At 62.6% G+C, this 15,699-nt stretch carries 16 protein-coding genes; 4 read left to right on the forward strand and 12 right to left on the reverse strand.

Annotation, left to right across the window (positions count from 1 at the left end; genetic code table 11):
- Positions 1 to 107: 107 nt before the first annotated feature.
- Positions 108 to 344 (reverse strand): hypothetical protein, encoded by a 237-nt coding sequence (locus tag QM588_RS25400; protein ID WP_283317395.1) that lies wholly within the window; start codon positions 342 to 344, stop codon positions 108 to 110.
- 231 nt (positions 345 to 575) lie between these two features.
- On the opposite strand from QM588_RS25400, the gene QM588_RS25405 reads away from it, so the two are divergent.
- Positions 576 to 743 (forward strand): hypothetical protein, encoded by a 168-nt coding sequence (locus QM588_RS25405; RefSeq protein WP_283317396.1) that lies wholly within the window; start codon positions 576 to 578, stop codon positions 741 to 743.
- A gap of 16 nt (positions 744 to 759) precedes the next feature.
- Here the strand turns inward: QM588_RS25405 and QM588_RS25410 are convergent, their stop codons facing one another.
- The 8 genes from QM588_RS25410 to QM588_RS25445 all read right to left on the reverse strand — a co-directional run bounded on the left by QM588_RS25410 (position 760) and on the right by QM588_RS25445 (position 10,669).
- Positions 760 to 2,328 (reverse strand): sugar ABC transporter ATP-binding protein, encoded by a 1,569-nt coding sequence (locus QM588_RS25410; protein ID WP_283317398.1) that lies wholly within the window; start codon positions 2,326 to 2,328, stop codon positions 760 to 762.
- A 213-nt stretch (positions 2,329 to 2,541) separates the two neighbouring features.
- Complete coding sequence (locus tag QM588_RS25415) at positions 2,542 to 3,543, reverse strand: biotin-dependent carboxyltransferase family protein (RefSeq protein ID WP_283317400.1); 1,002 nt, start codon at positions 3,541 to 3,543, stop codon at positions 2,542 to 2,544.
- Entirely contained in the window at positions 3,540 to 4,436 is an 897-nt protein-coding gene (locus tag QM588_RS25420) for a 5-oxoprolinase subunit B family protein (protein ID WP_283317401.1), read from the reverse strand. Before QM588_RS25420 ends, QM588_RS25415 begins: the two co-directional genes overlap by 4 nt.
- Positions 4,433 to 5,218, reverse strand: a complete 786-nt coding sequence (locus tag QM588_RS25425) for a 5-oxoprolinase subunit PxpA (protein WP_135048039.1) — start codon at positions 5,216 to 5,218, stop codon at positions 4,433 to 4,435. The genes QM588_RS25420 and QM588_RS25425 overlap by 4 nt, the downstream gene beginning before the upstream one ends.
- Entirely contained in the window at positions 5,211 to 6,440 is a 1,230-nt protein-coding gene (locus tag QM588_RS25430) for a sugar ABC transporter permease (protein WP_283317404.1), read from the reverse strand. The genes QM588_RS25425 and QM588_RS25430 overlap by 8 nt, the downstream gene beginning before the upstream one ends.
- Before the next feature lie 50 nt (positions 6,441 to 6,490).
- A complete protein-coding gene (locus QM588_RS25435; protein ID WP_167735620.1) occupies positions 6,491 to 7,615 on the reverse strand; it encodes a substrate-binding domain-containing protein in 1,125 nt (374 codons plus the stop codon).
- Positions 7,612 to 8,106, reverse strand: coding sequence for a hypothetical protein (locus QM588_RS25440; protein ID WP_167735621.1), 495 nt, complete (start codon positions 8,104 to 8,106; stop codon positions 7,612 to 7,614). The genes QM588_RS25435 and QM588_RS25440 overlap by 4 nt, the downstream gene beginning before the upstream one ends.
- 994 nt (positions 8,107 to 9,100) lie before the next feature.
- The gene (locus QM588_RS25445) at positions 9,101 to 10,669 is read right to left on the reverse strand and encodes an amino acid permease (RefSeq protein WP_283317406.1); all 1,569 of its coding nucleotides are present in this window, start codon (positions 10,667 to 10,669) and stop codon (positions 9,101 to 9,103) included.
- Positions 10,670 to 11,187: 518 nt separating this feature from the next.
- Between QM588_RS25445 and QM588_RS25450 the strand changes: the two genes are divergently transcribed.
- Together QM588_RS25450 and QM588_RS25455 are read left to right on the forward strand one after the other, a co-directional pair.
- Positions 11,188 to 12,267 carry a tartrate dehydrogenase gene (locus QM588_RS25450; RefSeq protein ID WP_283317408.1) on the forward strand — a complete coding sequence of 360 codons (1,080 nt, stop codon included), beginning with the start codon at positions 11,188 to 11,190 and terminating at the stop codon, positions 12,265 to 12,267.
- Between the two features lie 281 nt (positions 12,268 to 12,548).
- Positions 12,549 to 12,788: a hypothetical protein gene (locus QM588_RS25455; protein WP_269608706.1), complete on the forward strand. Its 240-nt coding sequence runs from the start codon at positions 12,549 to 12,551 to the stop codon at positions 12,786 to 12,788.
- Between the two features lie 39 nt (positions 12,789 to 12,827).
- Here QM588_RS25455 and QM588_RS25460 read toward each other — a convergent pair whose 3' ends face one another.
- Positions 12,828 to 13,784 carry a DMT family transporter gene (locus tag QM588_RS25460; protein WP_283317409.1) on the reverse strand — a complete coding sequence of 319 codons (957 nt, stop codon included), beginning with the start codon at positions 13,782 to 13,784 and terminating at the stop codon, positions 12,828 to 12,830.
- Between the two features lie 73 nt (positions 13,785 to 13,857).
- Between QM588_RS25460 and QM588_RS25465 the strand changes: the two genes are divergently transcribed.
- Positions 13,858 to 14,775, forward strand: coding sequence for a LysR family transcriptional regulator (locus QM588_RS25465; RefSeq protein ID WP_135048051.1), 918 nt, complete (start codon positions 13,858 to 13,860; stop codon positions 14,773 to 14,775).
- 102 nt (positions 14,776 to 14,877) lie between these two features.
- Here QM588_RS25465 and QM588_RS25470 read toward each other — a convergent pair whose 3' ends face one another.
- Positions 14,878 to 15,204 carry a DMT family transporter gene (locus tag QM588_RS25470; protein ID WP_269608704.1) on the reverse strand — a complete coding sequence of 109 codons (327 nt, stop codon included), beginning with the start codon at positions 15,202 to 15,204 and terminating at the stop codon, positions 14,878 to 14,880.
- Positions 15,201 to 15,527 carry a DMT family transporter gene (locus tag QM588_RS25475; protein ID WP_245154498.1) on the reverse strand — a complete coding sequence of 109 codons (327 nt, stop codon included), beginning with the start codon at positions 15,525 to 15,527 and terminating at the stop codon, positions 15,201 to 15,203. The genes QM588_RS25470 and QM588_RS25475 overlap by 4 nt, the downstream gene beginning before the upstream one ends.
- Positions 15,528 to 15,699: the final 172 nt, after the last annotated feature.

Consider the following 15,699-nt stretch of genomic DNA (forward strand, 5'->3'; position numbering starts at 1 on the left):
GAGACGTTTACGAAGATCGGCCAATTTACCCGCAGTGGTATGGATATCGGGTTCGACCTGCGTTCTAGTGAACAACGATTGAGTCATGTCTTCCTTCGATCGGCTGTTCATCGGCTCATCCCCACGAACCGCGGGCCTGCGTGGCAACGGTGGCGACGCGTGTCACCCGAGCTGTGCCCGATCTGGCCGGACCACTCGGTGGTGTAGCTGAGGGTGTTTGTCATCGGGGGTTCCTTCCAGTTCGCGGCAGCGAGAACCTTCGTTGGGCTGTACACCGCCGATGCCAGGATCGAGATGTCCGAGTCGAGCACCTTGGGCAGGCTGATCGCCCGAATAGGCTCCATCCGAACGGATTTCACGTGTCACGTTGCAATTCTTCGCGGCAGTTCGAGGCAATGGCTCAGTGCAACTCGATGTCGGCTTCGAGCGCACAGCACCCCAGGAGGGGACACAGGTCGAATGCCTCGCAGACCCGCTTATCGCCGATGCTCCGGACGAATGCGCCACAGTGTGGGTGAATTTCTGTCAGGCCCCGTCGGGAAGCGCGCCCAACGCTGACCGCGCCCCGGGCTGCGTTGAAGTTGCCAACCAACGTCACCTCGGGCAGCGGTGAGCTTGGTTTGTACTTGCCGCAGATCACCAACTACCCGATGTGCGAGATGACGGCATCGGTCGACGTCTGGGGTCGCGCCAAGGCGCAGCGACGGTTGGGCACCCTGGCGGCCGTGACCGAGACCTGCTAGCGCCAGATTGTCTCGGTCACGAGTGTTCGCCTATTGCAGCGGACATGATTGTTTCCTCTTTGAAGTCTTCGCGCTTCAGTTCGGCAGTGATGTGGCCGTGCGAGAGCACCAATATGCGGTCGGCCATCCCCATGACTTCGGAGAGATCGGAGGACACCAGCAGGATCCCGCGTCCCTCGCCGGCGAGTTCGTTCATCGTCTCGTAGATACGGGCCCGGGCACCCACGTCGACGCCCAGGGTGGGTTCGTGCATGATCAGCACCTGTGGATCCGTGGCCAGCCAGCGACCGGCGATGACCTTCTGTTGGTTACCGCCGCTGAGTTCGGAAATCTTCTGGTCCACGGACGAGACGGCGATCTGCATGCCCTGACGGTGCTTGGCGGACAGGGCGAAATCGTCGCGGGCGCGGATGATCCCGAAACGCGAAAGCGACGGCAGTGCGGCGATCGACATGTTCGACGACACCGACATGTGCGGCAGGATCGCGCGGTTCTTGCGGTCATCGGGGATGTAGCCGATACCGCACCGCATGGCGTCTGCAGGAGAACCGATGTGCACCGTCTCGCCGTCGCGGGTGAACCTTGCCGACGAGGCGGTGTTGCTGACACCGAACAAACTGCGTGAGGTTTCGGTGGTACCGGATCCGACGACGCCGTAGATGCCCAGGACCTCACCGCGGTGGAGTTCGAAGCCGATGCCGTCAACCACGTCGGGCTTACCGGGGATGGAGCTGCGGACGTGCAGGTCCTGCACGGCGAACAGCACCTTGCCGGGCTCGAAGACCTGCTTGGGGTACAGGTTCTCGATGTCTTTGCCGACCATGGCCTTGATGATCGCGGCGGAATCCAGATCTCGTGCAGTGACTCCATTCTTGACTACCCGACCGTCGCGCATCACTGTAATCTTGTCCGCAATCCGGGCGATCTCCTTGAGCCGGTGCGAAATATAGATGACCAGAACGCCTTGGTCGCGAAACAGTTTGATCCGGTCGAACAGGACGTCGATCTCGGATTCGGTGAGCGCGGCGGTGGGCTCGTCGAGCACCACCAGCCGGGCACCCTGGCTCATGGCGCGGGCGATGCTGACGAGTTGCTTTTGGGCCGTGGTCAACTCGCGCATGAGTTGGGTGGGATCGATGTCGAGTTTGAAAGTGGTCAGCCATTTGACGGCTTCCTTCAGCATGACGCGCCGATCCACCAGGCCCATCTTGGTGGGTTCCCGGTTGAGCAGCAGGTTCTCGGCCACCGACATCTCCGGAACCACCTGAAGTTCCTGCGGCACAAGGAAAATGCCACGAGCTTCGGCGGCACCGACGGAGTCGAACGAGACCGGCTGCCCGTCCAGGTGAAAGGTGCCGGTTGCGCCAGAGGTGGGGTAGAACCCGCCTATGAGTTTGATCAGCGTCGACTTGCCGGCGCCGTTCTCGCCGAGCAGGGCGTGCACCTCGGAGTCGCCGAATGTCAGGGAGACATCTTTCAGGGCGCGGGTGCCTCCGAAGATCTTGGAGACGTTCGATACGGCCAGCAGTGGGGCCCTGGGGGATTCGGCAGCACGGTCGCGGATGCCGGAATTCATAACAGTCATCTTGTTACACCTTGCTTACTGTCAATTGTCGGAGAATGGATTGCGGAGCAGCTGACCCGCCGCGCGCGGCGTCGGGCACTACCGAGACCGGACGATCGCCCAGCAGCTAGAGGATTAGAGCGGGTTGCTCGAGTTCCTCGTCGACGTTCGTCGGCGATGACTGCAATCGGGGCCATGTCGGCTATCTCTTCCGGTCGGATCTGGGCGACGCAGTCATGCCGCACCGCTGGCGGTCGTGAGTTCGTCGACTTTCACCAGATATTCGGCACCGGCACAGGCGTTCTCGTGCTCGATCAGACGGTTCCGGGCACTGTCTCGGTCGATGGCGGTGAACCGGATCTGATGCCCGCCACGTACCTGTGCCAGTCGCCACATCGATGCGCCGGCAATTACATACGGCGTGATGAAGCCGCCTTGGCTGGGTCCGTCTACCGGTAGGACGATCGGCGAGGTGCCCGCCAGATTCACCCCACCGAGTGGATAGCCGGTGTTCACCACATTCGACGGGTCACCGCCGTTGTCCGGGGGTTTGTTCAGGGCGCGGTCCGAGAATTCCAGCGCAGGACCCACCAAGCGGCATCCGGTGCGATCACTTTGAGCGGTGACTGTCCACGGTGCGTCCAGGAAAGCCTGGTGTCCCGCCGGAGTCAGCCAGTCGCTGTGTGGGCCGAGTACCACGTCGATGGCGACGTAATGGCCGAAGTCGGGGACTGCGGGCGGCGCAAGCAGTCGCGGCGGCACGGGCCCGGTCCGGGCGATCGGGATCTGCATGCCAGCAGCCAGGGCCCGGCCGCCGATCCCGCCGATGCCCGCCCGCACGAACGTGGATCTACTGCCCAGAACCGGCTGCGAGCGAATGCCGCCGGCGATCGTCAGGTAGCTACGGATACCGCGGACAGCGGTGCCTATGTTCAGGACCTGTCCCGCCCGCACTTCGACCGTCTGCCACATGGGCAGTGGCCTGCCGTCGAGTGTCGCGTCGGTGACGGCACCGGTCAATGCCACCGTCGAGGCCACGTCGAACCTGAGAGTGGGGCCGATGAGCTGAATCTCGAGGCCGGCAGCCGACACGGCGTTGCCCAAGAGTGCGTTGCCGATCCGAAAGGACCGATCGTCATACGGGCCCGAGGGCGGAATCCCCACGGCACGAAGTCCACGCCGACCGGGGAAGTCCTGGACGGTGGTTTCCAGGCCCGGCGCTATCACATGAATCATGTTGCGTCTCCGTGGTTCTGGTGAGTTCCGTATTGTTCGTGGTAGCGGTGCAGATCGAAGACCTCCGACCCGAGCGTGGTGTGCTCGAATTCCCCGCTGTCGACCTGCGCTTCGATCGCCGTGAATTCGTCGGCGTCGATTCGGCGGAACCGCACTCGGTCACCGGGACGGAACAGCACCACTGATCCGTCGAATCCTGTTTGCGCTGTCCGGTCCAGACCGTAGATGGGCGTAGGGGTCCGTCCGATCAGGTGGTACCCACCGGGGGTCTCGAGTGGGTAGATCGAGGTGAAACCGCCACCGACACCGACACCGCCACGAACCGTCCAGATGCGCGGCGGGTCGTATTTGGGGACGAACAGCCTCTTGTCCGGATCGAGCGGAAACATGTCCGGCAGTCCCGGCCAGAACCCCACTCCAGCCACCCAGTGCTCGGTGGAACTGTGCCGCTCGTAGAGTTCCTCGCAGCTGTCGAGCTGGTTGGAGCTGGCGACGAAGGTGGGGTTGTGTTCGATCGGCGCGACCTTCTCGCGGTAGTCCTGCACACAGGCTTCCGACCAGGGATCGCCGTAATACACCGGAATTTCGACGAGCCGGGACCGGTGCGACAGTTCCATATCGTCACCGATCGCCTCGACCAGCGCATGGCATCGCCGCTCTACCGTCTCGGCGTCGACCACCAGCGGGTCCAGTCCCAGCAGCACAGACGCGAACATTGGAACCACATCGGTCACACCGTCGATGGCAGCATCGTCGATCAGTTCCGCCAACCGCAGGGTGCGCAAACTCATCCGCAACCCGCCGGTCCTGCCGAGTTCGATCAGCAGATGCTGCTCACCGCATGGCAGGACGCGGATCTCACCGGCGTCCTGAACTACCGAGTCTGCACTCACGTCCGGTCGCCACCCTCCCACGGGCGTTGCCCGTCCTCGGTGAGGATCGACCACAATGCGGCCGCTACTTCCGGGGCGTTGGGTCCGTCACTGTGCATGCAGACCACGGTGGCGTCGAAATGCAGCCGGGTGCTGCCGTCGTTTGCCGACGTTGTGCCGCTGGATACGACGTCGCGCATCCTGTCACTCATCTCGGCGATGTCGACCGGTTCCGGGTTGCGGGTGATTACCAGCTTGCCGTCGGGTGTGTACTCGCGATCGGCAGTGAATTCATCGACCGGGTTGAGTCCACGTTGGCGGGCGATCTCGAAGGTAGGTGTGTTCTTCATGGCGATCCACGGCAATCCGGGATCGAGGATCTCCACCGCGTCGGCGAACGCGTGCGCCAGTTCGGGTTCCCACAGCATCGAGTAGAGCACCCCGTGCGGTTTGACGTGCGACATGGTGGTGCCGGCCGCCGTGAGCACTGCTTGCAACGCCCCCAGTTGATAGAGCACCATGTCGGTGAGTTCGGCAGGAGCCACATCGAGACGACGCCGGCCGAATCCCTGGAGATCGGGTAGCGAGGGATGGGCACCACAGAGAACACCGTGTGTCACTGCTGAATCCGCGGCCCTCCGCATGGTCGACGGGTCGCCGCCGTGGTAGCCGCACGCGATGTTGGCGGTGGACAGATATTGCATCACCTCGTCGTCGTGGCCGACACGCAGCCGGCCGTAGGACTCGCCGAGGTCGCAGTTGATGCCCCTCCGCAGGTGCCGTTGCGGCCACTGGTCAGGCATGTGCGCGCCGTCCCCGGATGTCGATGTACACGGCAACCAGCAGTACCACTCCGGTGACGATCATCTGGTACGAGGAATCGATGTTCATCAGGCCCATGCCGTTGATCAGCGTCTCCAACAACAGGGCCCCGAACACGGCACCGGTGGCGGTACCGACCCCGCCGAACAGGCTGGTGCCACCGATCACGGCCGCACCGATCACGGAAAGTTCAAGTCCAACACCGGCATTGGGGCTGCCGACGCCGGAACGCGAGAGCATCATCAGGCCGGCGATGCCGTACAGCACACCCATGAAAACGAAGACGATGAAGGTCAGTTTGCGGGCATTGATGCCGGCGTAGCGTGCCGCCTCGGCGTTGCCGCCGATTGCATACAGGGACCGGCCGAACCGGGTGCGTGCCAACATGAATGTCACGACCACCAGTACCACGACCATGATGGCCGACGGCAACGGTGCGCCCCGGTAAGAGGCCATGACCAGGGTCGCGGCCAGCGCGGCGACAAAGGTCAGCGCGGCCGGTATCACCACGATGGAGGTTATCGAGGCCTCGATGCCGGCATCCTGGCGGGCGCGGAATTCGCGGTACTTCGCCCAGATGAACGCTGCCAACAGCAGTACGATCAGCGGCACGAACACCCAGGTCGACAGGTAGGTCTGCGAGATGAACGACACCGACGATCCCGCGGACACCGTGGAACCATCCGTCAGGGCCAGGGCGAGCCCACGCAGGCCGAGCAATGAACCCAGGGTGACGATGAAGGACGGAACGCCCAGCACGGCAACCCAGAATCCTTGCCAGACACCGATCACCATCCCGACCCCGATGGTCATCAGGATCAGCACGGGCGTCGACAGCGACAGCCCGAAGCCATTTGTCGAATCGACCAGCAGCGCCGAGAACACTGCGCAGAACCCCACCGAGGATCCGACCGACAGGTCGATGTGGCCGCAGACCATGATCATGACCACGCCAGCGGCGAGCAGTGCAGTGATCGCAACCTGAACTGTAAGTGTAGTGAGGTTCCGTGGGGTCAGGAACAGCCCATCGGTCAGCACTTGGAAAACCAACCACATCAGGATCAGTACACCGATCAGGGTCAGTGCCCGCAATTGGCTTACGGGGACACCGAACCTGTTGAACCCGCGGTGACCAGGTGCGTCACCGCCCTTCGGTGGGGCCTGTGGTGCTGAAGGAGCGGGGTCATTGGTAGTTGTTGTCATTGAAGGTTCCTCACCTCATCGAATTTGGTCTGATGCTGCGGTTGGGCTGACTACAGGCCCACTGCGGCGGGCGTTGTCCACCAGGGGTTCTCGTCGACGAACTGGGCAACCGAAATCGAGTCGGGCAGCGCGCCGTCTTTGGTCACGTTCCGCAGGGGAGTCTTGAAGAACGGAATGGTCTCCCCACTGCCGTTGTCGTAGGTGTCGCCGTCCCACGACTTGCCTTCGAGGGCGTTGAAGAGCAGTTGCGCGGAGTTGCGCCCCATCTGGTCGAAGGCGGTCCAGGCACTGACGTGGGCGTCGCCACCGAGGATGAGTTTGAGCATCTCGGGCTCGCAGTCCTCGCCGGAGACGATAATTTTGCCGGCGAGTCCCTGGGCACGGATAGCCTGGACGATCCCGTAGGTCATGCAATCGCAGTAGGAGAGGACGCCGGCGAGTTGGTTGCCCGATATGGTCAGTGCCTGCTCGATCTGTTTCTGCGCCAGATCGCCGGACCAGGCCCGGTTCCACTGATCGGACACCACCGCGATGGTTCCGGAATCGATCATCGGCTTGAGGATGTTCATCCCGCCTTCGGCCTTGAGCTGGGCCATATCGGTGCCCTCTTCGCCCTTGGCAATGGCGTAATTACCCTCCGGGGCCATCGCAACCATCGCAGCACCGAGCATTTCGCCGAGCGCAATCCCGTCCCGGGCGGAGACTCCGGCAAGTTTGGCCTCGGGAACCACATAGTTGTGCGCAATTACAGGGACTCCCGCGCTGTTGGCCATCTGCACCATCGCCTTCGCGGCGTCGACGTTCACCGGTGCCAGCACGAGTCCCTCGATGCCCTGGTTGAGCGCATTCTCGACCTGCTTGAGTTGCAGGTCTACATCGTTGTTCGACGACTGGATCGGCATCGGGTTCATACCGAGCGCCTGGGCCTCCTGGATGAAGAAGGGCCCGTCCGCGGCCTTCCAACGCACGGCGTCGTAGGTCGGTACGATCATGGCGACTTTGTAACCGCCACTGCCGCCGCCCTCTTTCGCGCAGGCAGTCAAGGAACTACCGGCGAATGTGGCGGCGGCTGCGCCGGCAGCCAGCCCCAGGGCACGGCGCCGGTTCATCACGAACTTGTCCGACGGACTGCTCGAGTTGCGGCTGAACGGATTGAGTTTACTGGGAGTCTTCATTTCTGAGTTCTTTCGGTTTGTGAGAGGTGCCCGGTGAAAGGTGGTGCGTACGGTTCTTGTAGGCAGCGAAGCAGTGTCGTAGCGGTCGGTGCCTGATCGCGCACGCAGCGGATCTGGGTGATGAGCGGACCGTGCTGCCAGGCAAATGCCCAGCGGGTGGAATGCCAAAATCCGTCGTCGATCGGCTCTTCGTAGCACTCGCCGTGGATGACGTGTATGTCGTTGCGACTGAACGGGATCCGAGTGTGAGGCAGGTTGGTTACCCGAAGCTCCTCGGCCAGTGGGACGAACCATGCCCGCTGGGTGAGCCGGAAGAAGCGCCCGCCGTCGGCGGACCTGAAGGAGAATTCCACGCCACCCCCCGACGCGAACGCAGCGGCACGGTCCAGTTGGTAGCCCGAGGGCAGCAGTGTCGGCAGCTGTGGTCGCAGGCCGGCCTCGTCCGCCAGTGCAGCGGCGATACTGTGTTCCTCTGAGGTAGTGCGCCGCACGCTACGCGCGTAAATTCGGGACCTCGAGCCGACTGACAGCAGGAACCATCGCGCGGTACGCGACAAGTCGCGGCGGCGTCGGTCACGAACCTTGTCGTCGAATCGATACATATCGGAGCCCGACGGATGAGTGCCAGTTGTCGGGTCTGGTGCTATCACGGCTACGTTTGCCTCTCGCCGATGGTCGATCACTTGATTGTCCATCAATCAACAATGACTGTATGGGCCAGTGTGATTGAGAGTCAAGAGATAGTTGGCAGTGAGCGTGTCGTAGATCTCACGGGGAGGCTCTTGCCAGCCGTTTTACCTGGGATTAACATAGTTGGTTCTCTGAATGGGGTCGGTTGCGTGTATGTGCCATTGCTGTCCGTGGCCACATGGAAGTCCTCGATTACCAGAGATCACCGCTTCTGAGTTTTCGAGCGTTTCCACCCGTATTCGTGCTGTCGATCAGGAACTTCTGTTTCGGGCGGTGACGGAGAGGTTCTCGTTTGTCGTCGGCAGAGTGAACAGCGGCGGGCTCACTGGGATCGGTGGTCGTGAACGTTCGCAGAGTGCGAATGTCGGTCACCGTCTCCACGACGACACCGTCCGTCGACGTGAGCGCGCCGGCACCGCCGGATCCGGTGCTTTCGACTCGGTTCCGTTGGCGGATGGCTATCGAATCACGCGCACGGCATGGGCTGGTCGACGGGAGCATCGAATCGGAGAGTCGAACCGATGATCGGCGGAACGCAATGTCAGTTCGTTTACGCTGCCGACCGTTCGAAGGTGAGGATGTCAGTAGTCGGCTCGCCACAGTGGGTTTCGAACGGAGGACATAGCAAGACGTTGGCCCTCATCGGGAATCGGTGACGATCACAGTCGACGAGGGTGACGCCGTCGAAACTGCCCTTTTCTGACGTCGACCTTCCAGAACTGTCCGGCCGAGAGCACCGGGCCCCTGAGCGTCAAGGCACGAGAGGCCCGGTGCATGTAACCGCGGGTAAGCGCTCTAAGTGAGGTCGAGTTCTCCGGCAACGGCTGTGACCTGCTTGATCGGTCCGGTGAACCATTTCTTCACCGACGCGTGCCAGTAGATGAACAGCAGGATCAGCACGCCGCCGACGAGTAGCGGGGTGTAGTTGACGAACTTCCACTCGAAGCTCGGGTCCCACGGCACACCGCCCAACGAGGTCGGGAACATGGCAATGATCGAGGTGACAACGATCTCGACGAGCGCGACGGGTGCCATCCACTTGTGGTGACCGCGCAGATTCCATTTGCCGACGGGGAACGAGTCACCGGCCTTCCAGCGGAAGTAGATCGGCACAGCGAAGCACAGGTACAAGCCGACGACGCCGATGGAGGCCACGGCGAAGAACGCGACCGGAACGGGTGCGCCGTTGACGTCGACCTCGACCAGCGCCGGCAACGTGATGACTGCCGCGAGCGCGGCGGTGACGATCACGCCGTTGGCAGGAATCTTGTTCTTGCTGACCTTCGACCACAGCTGATGACCCGGTACCGCGCGGTCGCGGCTGAACGCGAACAGCATCCGCGAACTACTGGTCTGGATGGCAGTGAGGCAGAACAGCTGACCAGCCGTCGAGATCAGCAACACGACGCCCACCCACGGCGAGCTCATCGCCTGGCTGAAGATCACCGCGACCGCACCACCACCCGCGGACACCGCATCCGAATCGTTCACTGCGAACAGGAAGGTGAGCAACAGGATCCAGCCGCCGATGGCGGAGTAGACGATGGCCCGCCAAATTCCCTTGGCGGCTCCGTCGGCCGCGCCCTTGGTTTCCTCGGAGATGTGCGCGGACGCGTCGTAGCCGGTGATCGTGTACTGGGTAAGGATCGCCGAGATCGGCAGTACGAAGATCAGCCAGCCGACCCCGGACGTGGCACCGTTGAACATTCCGGTGTTGTTGACGGTCTTGGCGAAGACGTCGGACAGGCTGGCGTGTTGCTTGGGTACCACGATGAGGATGGCGATGACGCAGGTTGCGCCCGCCACGTGCCACCAAACCGAAATGTTGTTGATGACGGCCAGTAGGTGCGAGGAGAAGATATTGATGGTCGCCGACATAGCCAGGATCACGAGGAAGATGACGAAGACTCTCGTCAGGCTGTACCCGGCCAGCCACGTCTCGCTGAAGGTGCCGAGGGTGAGGTCGAGGAACGTCGCCGCGCCGTAGGCCGTCGACGCGAGGATGGCGATGAGGCCGATGATGTTCAGCCAGCCGGTGTAAAAGCCGGCCTTGGCGCCTCCGAGTTTGCTTGCCCACCAGTAGATGCCGCCTGAGGTGGGGTAGGCCGACACCAGTTCGGACATGCACAGTCCAATAAACAGGATGAACACCGACACGATGGGCCAACCCCAGGCGATGGCGGCAGGCCCCCCATTGTTCCAGCCGAGCCCGAACGAGGTGAAGCAGCCCGCCAGTATGGAGATGATCGAGAACGAGATGGCGAAGTTGCTGAAGCTCGACCAGGAGCGATTCAGCTCCTGGGTGTAGCCGAGTGATGCGAGGTGTTTTTCGTCGTCGGACAGTTCTTCGTGACCCTGTGGCACAGTATTTCTCCTTCTTGGGGAGCGCCCACGAGGACGTTCGCTGCAGGAGATTAAAGCACTGACGAACTAATGATTGTCAGACAATCGGCATTCGCGTAACGTCTGTCGTGCGCACGGCGTGATCGGCAACCGACTGGCAGGCCCGTTCTGGGAGGCCGAACCCGCTACGTGGACCAACCCAATGGGCCGAAAACGCCTCCTTGTCAGCGTTCACGGGTGACGTCGATGCGTCGACTGCCTACCGCGCGTGACGATACGTTCCATGTCCAGGCCCACTCGGGGAGTTCAGCGTCGAGGTGGCGCACCCCGACGACGACCCGTTGACGATCAATCTGCCGACCGTCTCAGCGGCGCTGGACGAACCGAGGAACAGCGAGTGCTCACCGTCGCGGGCCCGCACCGTGCGGCCCGAATGCTCAGTTGTCTTGCGGGGATCCTGCTGCCGCAAGTAGTCACCGCAGCTCGATGACCCGCTCAGGCATGCCAACCCGCCCATCCCTTCCGTAAGGATTTTCAGTATGTCCACCACTCACCGCATCGCCGTCATTCCCGGTGATGGCATCGGCACAGAAGTAGTGCCCGAAGGTCTGCGCGTTTTGGACGCCGCCGCCTCTGCGTTCGACTTCGACCTCGACTACGAACACTTCGATCACTCCAGCGCCGACTATTACTCCCAGCACGGAAAGATGTTGCCCGACAATTGGTTCGACGATCTTCGACGGTTCGACGCGATCTTCTTCGGCGCAGTCGGCTGGCCGGATGTGGTGCCCGATCACGTCTCGCTGTGGGGCAGTCTGCTGCAGTTCCGGCGGGCGTTCGACCAGTACGTGAACCTGCGGCCGGTCCGGTCGATGCCGGGAGTGCGCAGCCCGCTCGCCGGCCGCGAGCCCGGTGACGTCGACTTCTACGTCGTGCGAGAGAACACCGAGGGGGAGTACTCCAGCGTCGGCGGCAAGATGTTCGAGGGCACCGAGCGCGAGATCGTGATGCAGGAGACGGTCATGACGCGCGTCGGCGTCGACCGAATCCTCCGGTACGCCTTCGATCTTGCGCAGAGCCGACCCAAGCGGCACCTCACCTCGGCCACGAAGAGCAACGGCATCTCGATTTCCATGCCGTACTGGGACGAGCGCGTGCGGGCGATGTCCACCAACTATCCCGGCGTCGGCGTGGACCAATATCACATCGACATCTTGACGGCGAACTTCGTCTTGCATCCCGACTGGTTCGACGTCGTCGTCGCGTCGAACCTCTTCGGCGACATCCTGTCCGACCTCGGACCGGCGTGCACCGGCACCATCGGCATCGCGCCGAGTGCAAACATCAACCCGGAGCGACGCTTCCCGAGCTTGTTCGAACCCGTGCACGGCTCGGCTCCCGATATCGCCGGCCGAGGCGTCGCCAACCCTATCGGCCAAATTTGGTGCGCCTCCATGATGTTGACGCACCTCGGCGAAAACCGCGCTGCCGCAGCAGTACTCGCGGCAGTCGAAACAGTTCTGGCCAAAGGCGGGGATACCCTGACTCCGGACATGGGTGGTTCGGCCGGCACCGACACCCTCGGTAAGGCCATCGCCGACGCCGTGGCGGCCTCGTGAGCCTCCACTACATGATTCCACCTCGGGACCGCCCGCTACACGATTCACCGAGTTGTTCGAACTCAGCTGCGACGGCGACATCGGTCGGACTTCACACACGGCTCTCGTCCTCTTGTGAACGCGTCGGAGTCTTCCGAACAGTGTCACTCGATCCACGAGGTAGTGGGACCAGTAATAGGGTCCAGAAGCTCCGACGAATTCACAATGGACTTTCACGCAAGGACTCGCTCCTGAACCTTGGTGATCTGCTGACTGACGCCGTCGGGAAGAGGTGTTGAGCAGTGGTTTCCGAACAATCGAGTGATCCGCTGGTTGCGTTTGCTGTCGTGTGGGAGCCGTTCGGGGGAGCGTCGGCATCGGACGTATTCGTCGAGTTCGGACTCGGAATGGGTGAGTACCGCCGACGGTTGCGAGAGCAATTGAACGGATCAGCCGGAGACTGCGTCGAACCAGCGGTGCGTCATCGACTGGTCGAGTATTCACGCCGTCCGGCAAAACCCGAGAGCCGCGTCGGCGAGTAGCGCAGGTGTAGTCGCGATTCGCCGTGCCTTGATGGACCGTCACCTCGCCCGTCCGGTGGAAAACCTCGAACCCCACGAGTGCTCGACCGGGCGGCGATGTGTGGCACCCCAGATCGCGATCACGACCACCGTACAGCCCACGAACTGCATCACCGTCGGCTTCTCACGCAAGATCAGCACACCGAGCAAGACCGTCAATACCGGCTGGACCAGCAACAACGTTGCCCCCACTTCCGACGGCAACGACGGCAGTGCGTGTCCGATGAGCATCCACCCGAGGACCTGGCCGACGACGGCGAGAGCGATCAGCCACGGCACCGCCCTCCACCCTGGGGTGAGGTCCACTGCGCCCCAGATCGAGCCGACCATCGACCCGGACACTCCTGCGGTGACCGTGGAAACCAGGACCCCGGTCGTGGAGTGCGCACCGTCCCGATCGCGCCCCGCGGTGAAGATGTACACCCCGTACGCCACCCCGGACCCCAGCGCCAAACCCACACCGAGAACGAGACTTTGGTCGTGCGGATTCGACACCGCACCGGAGGCAAGGGCAATGCCTACGAACAGCACGGGCACAGCGAGAACGAACTGCCCGGGTACCCGTGCTCGCAGAATCATCCATGCCAGCACGGGAACGACGACCACCTGCACACTCATCACGACGGTCGAGATACCGGCGCCGATGAGCGAGATCGACTGCGACCACAGTGCGAAGTCAACACCGAGGAACAGTCCACCGATTGCGTGCATGAGCACCGAACGCGCCGGTGGGCGGCCGCGGCGGACGAGCTCTCTCCGTGCCAGGACCGCGAGGACAGGAAGCGCCACCACACACCGGAAGAAGGTCGCCGTGGCAGGGGAGACGTCGGCGAGTCCGATGAAGATGCCGGTCGACGAGATCGCCAGCGTTCCAGCGAGCACGAGAACTCGCGGATCGACGGGGATTGGCCGAGGCGCGGCGGAAGATGTCTTGGACGAAGCGATGTCGATACTCACATGTCCATTCTCGGTAGCGAAAAGATAAAGCACAATTAAATGTTTGTGACTTTAAAGGAGTAGTATTGCTACTGTGTTGAACGTGGAGCGGGTACGTGCGCTGTGCAGTGTCGCCGAGCATGGCTCGGTCGCTGAAGCTGCCCGTCAGCTGCATGTGACCGCCTCGGGCGTCTCACAACAGCTGGCGAAGCTCGAACGCGAGGTGGGCGTCGAACTGTTGACGCAGGCCGGGCGCGGAGTGCAGCTGACCGAGGCGGGGCGTGTTCTCGCCCAGCGCGGGCAACAGATCCTGGCGTTGATCGCTACCTCCGAGGCCGAGATCGCGTCGCTGGGCGTCGACGTGGCAGGAGAGCTGCGGATCGGGTCGTTCTCCTCCGCGACGCGTTCGGTGATACCCCGGGCGTTGGCCGTGCTGCGCGAGCGGCACTCCCGACTCGAGGTGTCGTTCGTGGCCGGTGATGCCGAGGATCTGTTGCGCGACATCGAGCGCCGGCACCTGGACGTGGCATTGGTCGACAGCTGGGTCACGCTGCCTCTGCGGTTGCCGGAGGGCACGCGCCACACGCTCGTGCACGAGGATGTCGCTGACGTCGCTCTGCCGGCCGACCACCCTGAATCCGGTTCCGAGACAGTCGATTTGACTAACCTGGCCGACATGCCCTGGACAACGTGGAGGAAGGGTGAGTCCTTTCATCTGTGGTTGGTGCAGACCTTGCGCACTCGTGGCGTGGAGCCGCTCATCAGGTACGAGGTCCCAGAGTTCGCGGCCCAGCTCGAATTTGTCGCAAGCGGCCTCGCAGCGTCCCTGTTGCCACGTCTGGCGCGGGTGCACGTTCCCGAGAACGTCGCGATCAGGGCGGTCGATCCACCGCTGCGCCGAGAGATCTACGCGCTGTGGCGCGCCGACAACAGTCGGCCGTCGATCGAGGCCGCAGTTCAGGCACTGCGGGAGGTGTTCGAGCAGACCCCGGCCCGTGTACCGCGCACGTGAAAAGGCACCGGCGGGCGAGGTCATCGCTGGGCGGGGCACGTCGTCTCGACCGGGTTCTCCAGTGCAGCGTGTATTGGTACCGCAACCGATCCCGGCAGGCGCTCAGAGAGTGATCGAACTTGTTTCTATGAGCAGTACTCCACCTATGATCACAGCGATACCAGCTGCCATGACCCAGTTCAACGGCTCTTTGAACAACAGACGCCCAGCGACAGCGGTCAGTGCTACGCCGCAGGCAGCCCAGATTCCGTACGCGACACCGACGGCCAAGCCGGCCGACAGTGTTGCGGACAGCAGGGCGAACGCGATCACGTATCCCGAAACAACTGGGAGAAACCAAATTCTCTTACGCCCGCCCTCGGACGCACGAAGTGCAAGCGTGGCAGCGACCTCTGAGGCGATTGCGCCGGACAACAGCCACCAGGTCATCCGGAGACTCCTTCTCGTGCCCGACCGGAGCCGAACTCGACCAGCAAAACGCCCCCGATGACGAATGCGATCCCGACGATCATGGTGGCGGTCAACGGTTCACCGAACAGGACGGTTCCAGAGACGGCAGTCAATGCAATTCCCGACGCTGCCCAAATCCCATAGGTCTTTCCGACCGGCGCGCCTGCACGAAGAATCAAAGACAACAACACGAACGAAATGCAGTACCCGGCGACGACCACGACATACCATATCGGCGCATCGAGCGCGGCTTTCATGGACAGAGCCGCGGCCGTTTCCGACAGAATTGCCGCGGTAAGCATCAGCCATATCCTGTTCCGCACGCACTCTCCCTGGATCGACGAATCTTCGAACGCCCCCATGCAGCCAGCCGATCTATCGGCGGGCTTCACGGCTTACCCGCAGCGGGGTGGGCTTACGCGACTGCGCCTACTGCTGGTGGTTGCGGTGGGCGCAGTCGTCTTTGTGGTTCAG

Origin of the sequence: Rhodococcus sp. IEGM 1354 (assembly GCF_030056855.1) — a bacterium.
GTDB lineage: Bacteria > Actinomycetota > Actinomycetes > Mycobacteriales > Mycobacteriaceae > Rhodococcoides.

Excerpts from the sequence above, each read along its gene's own strand:
- QM588_RS25470 (WP_269608704.1), bottom strand. The coding sequence starts at position 15,204 with ATGACCTGGTGGCTGTTGTCCGGCGCAATCGCCTCAGAGGTCGCTGCC.
- QM588_RS25430 (WP_283317404.1), bottom strand. The coding sequence starts at position 6,440 with ATGACAACAACTACCAATGACCCCGCTCCTTCAGCACCACAGGCCCCA.
- QM588_RS25435 (WP_167735620.1), bottom strand. The coding sequence starts at position 7,615 with ATGAAGACTCCCAGTAAACTCAATCCGTTCAGCCGCAACTCGAGCAGT.
- QM588_RS25475 (WP_245154498.1), bottom strand. The coding sequence starts at position 15,527 with ATGCTTACCGCGGCAATTCTGTCGGAAACGGCCGCGGCTCTGTCCATG.
- QM588_RS25410 (WP_283317398.1), bottom strand. The coding sequence starts at position 2,328 with ATGACTGTTATGAATTCCGGCATCCGCGACCGTGCTGCCGAATCCCCC.
- QM588_RS25450 (WP_283317408.1), top strand. The coding sequence starts at position 11,188 with ATGTCCACCACTCACCGCATCGCCGTCATTCCCGGTGATGGCATCGGC.
- QM588_RS25415 (WP_283317400.1), bottom strand. The coding sequence starts at position 3,543 with ATGATTCATGTGATAGCGCCGGGCCTGGAAACCACCGTCCAGGACTTC.
- QM588_RS25400 (WP_283317395.1), bottom strand. The coding sequence starts at position 344 with ATGGAGCCTATTCGGGCGATCAGCCTGCCCAAGGTGCTCGACTCGGAC.
- QM588_RS25425 (WP_135048039.1), bottom strand. The coding sequence starts at position 5,218 with ATGCCTGACCAGTGGCCGCAACGGCACCTGCGGAGGGGCATCAACTGC.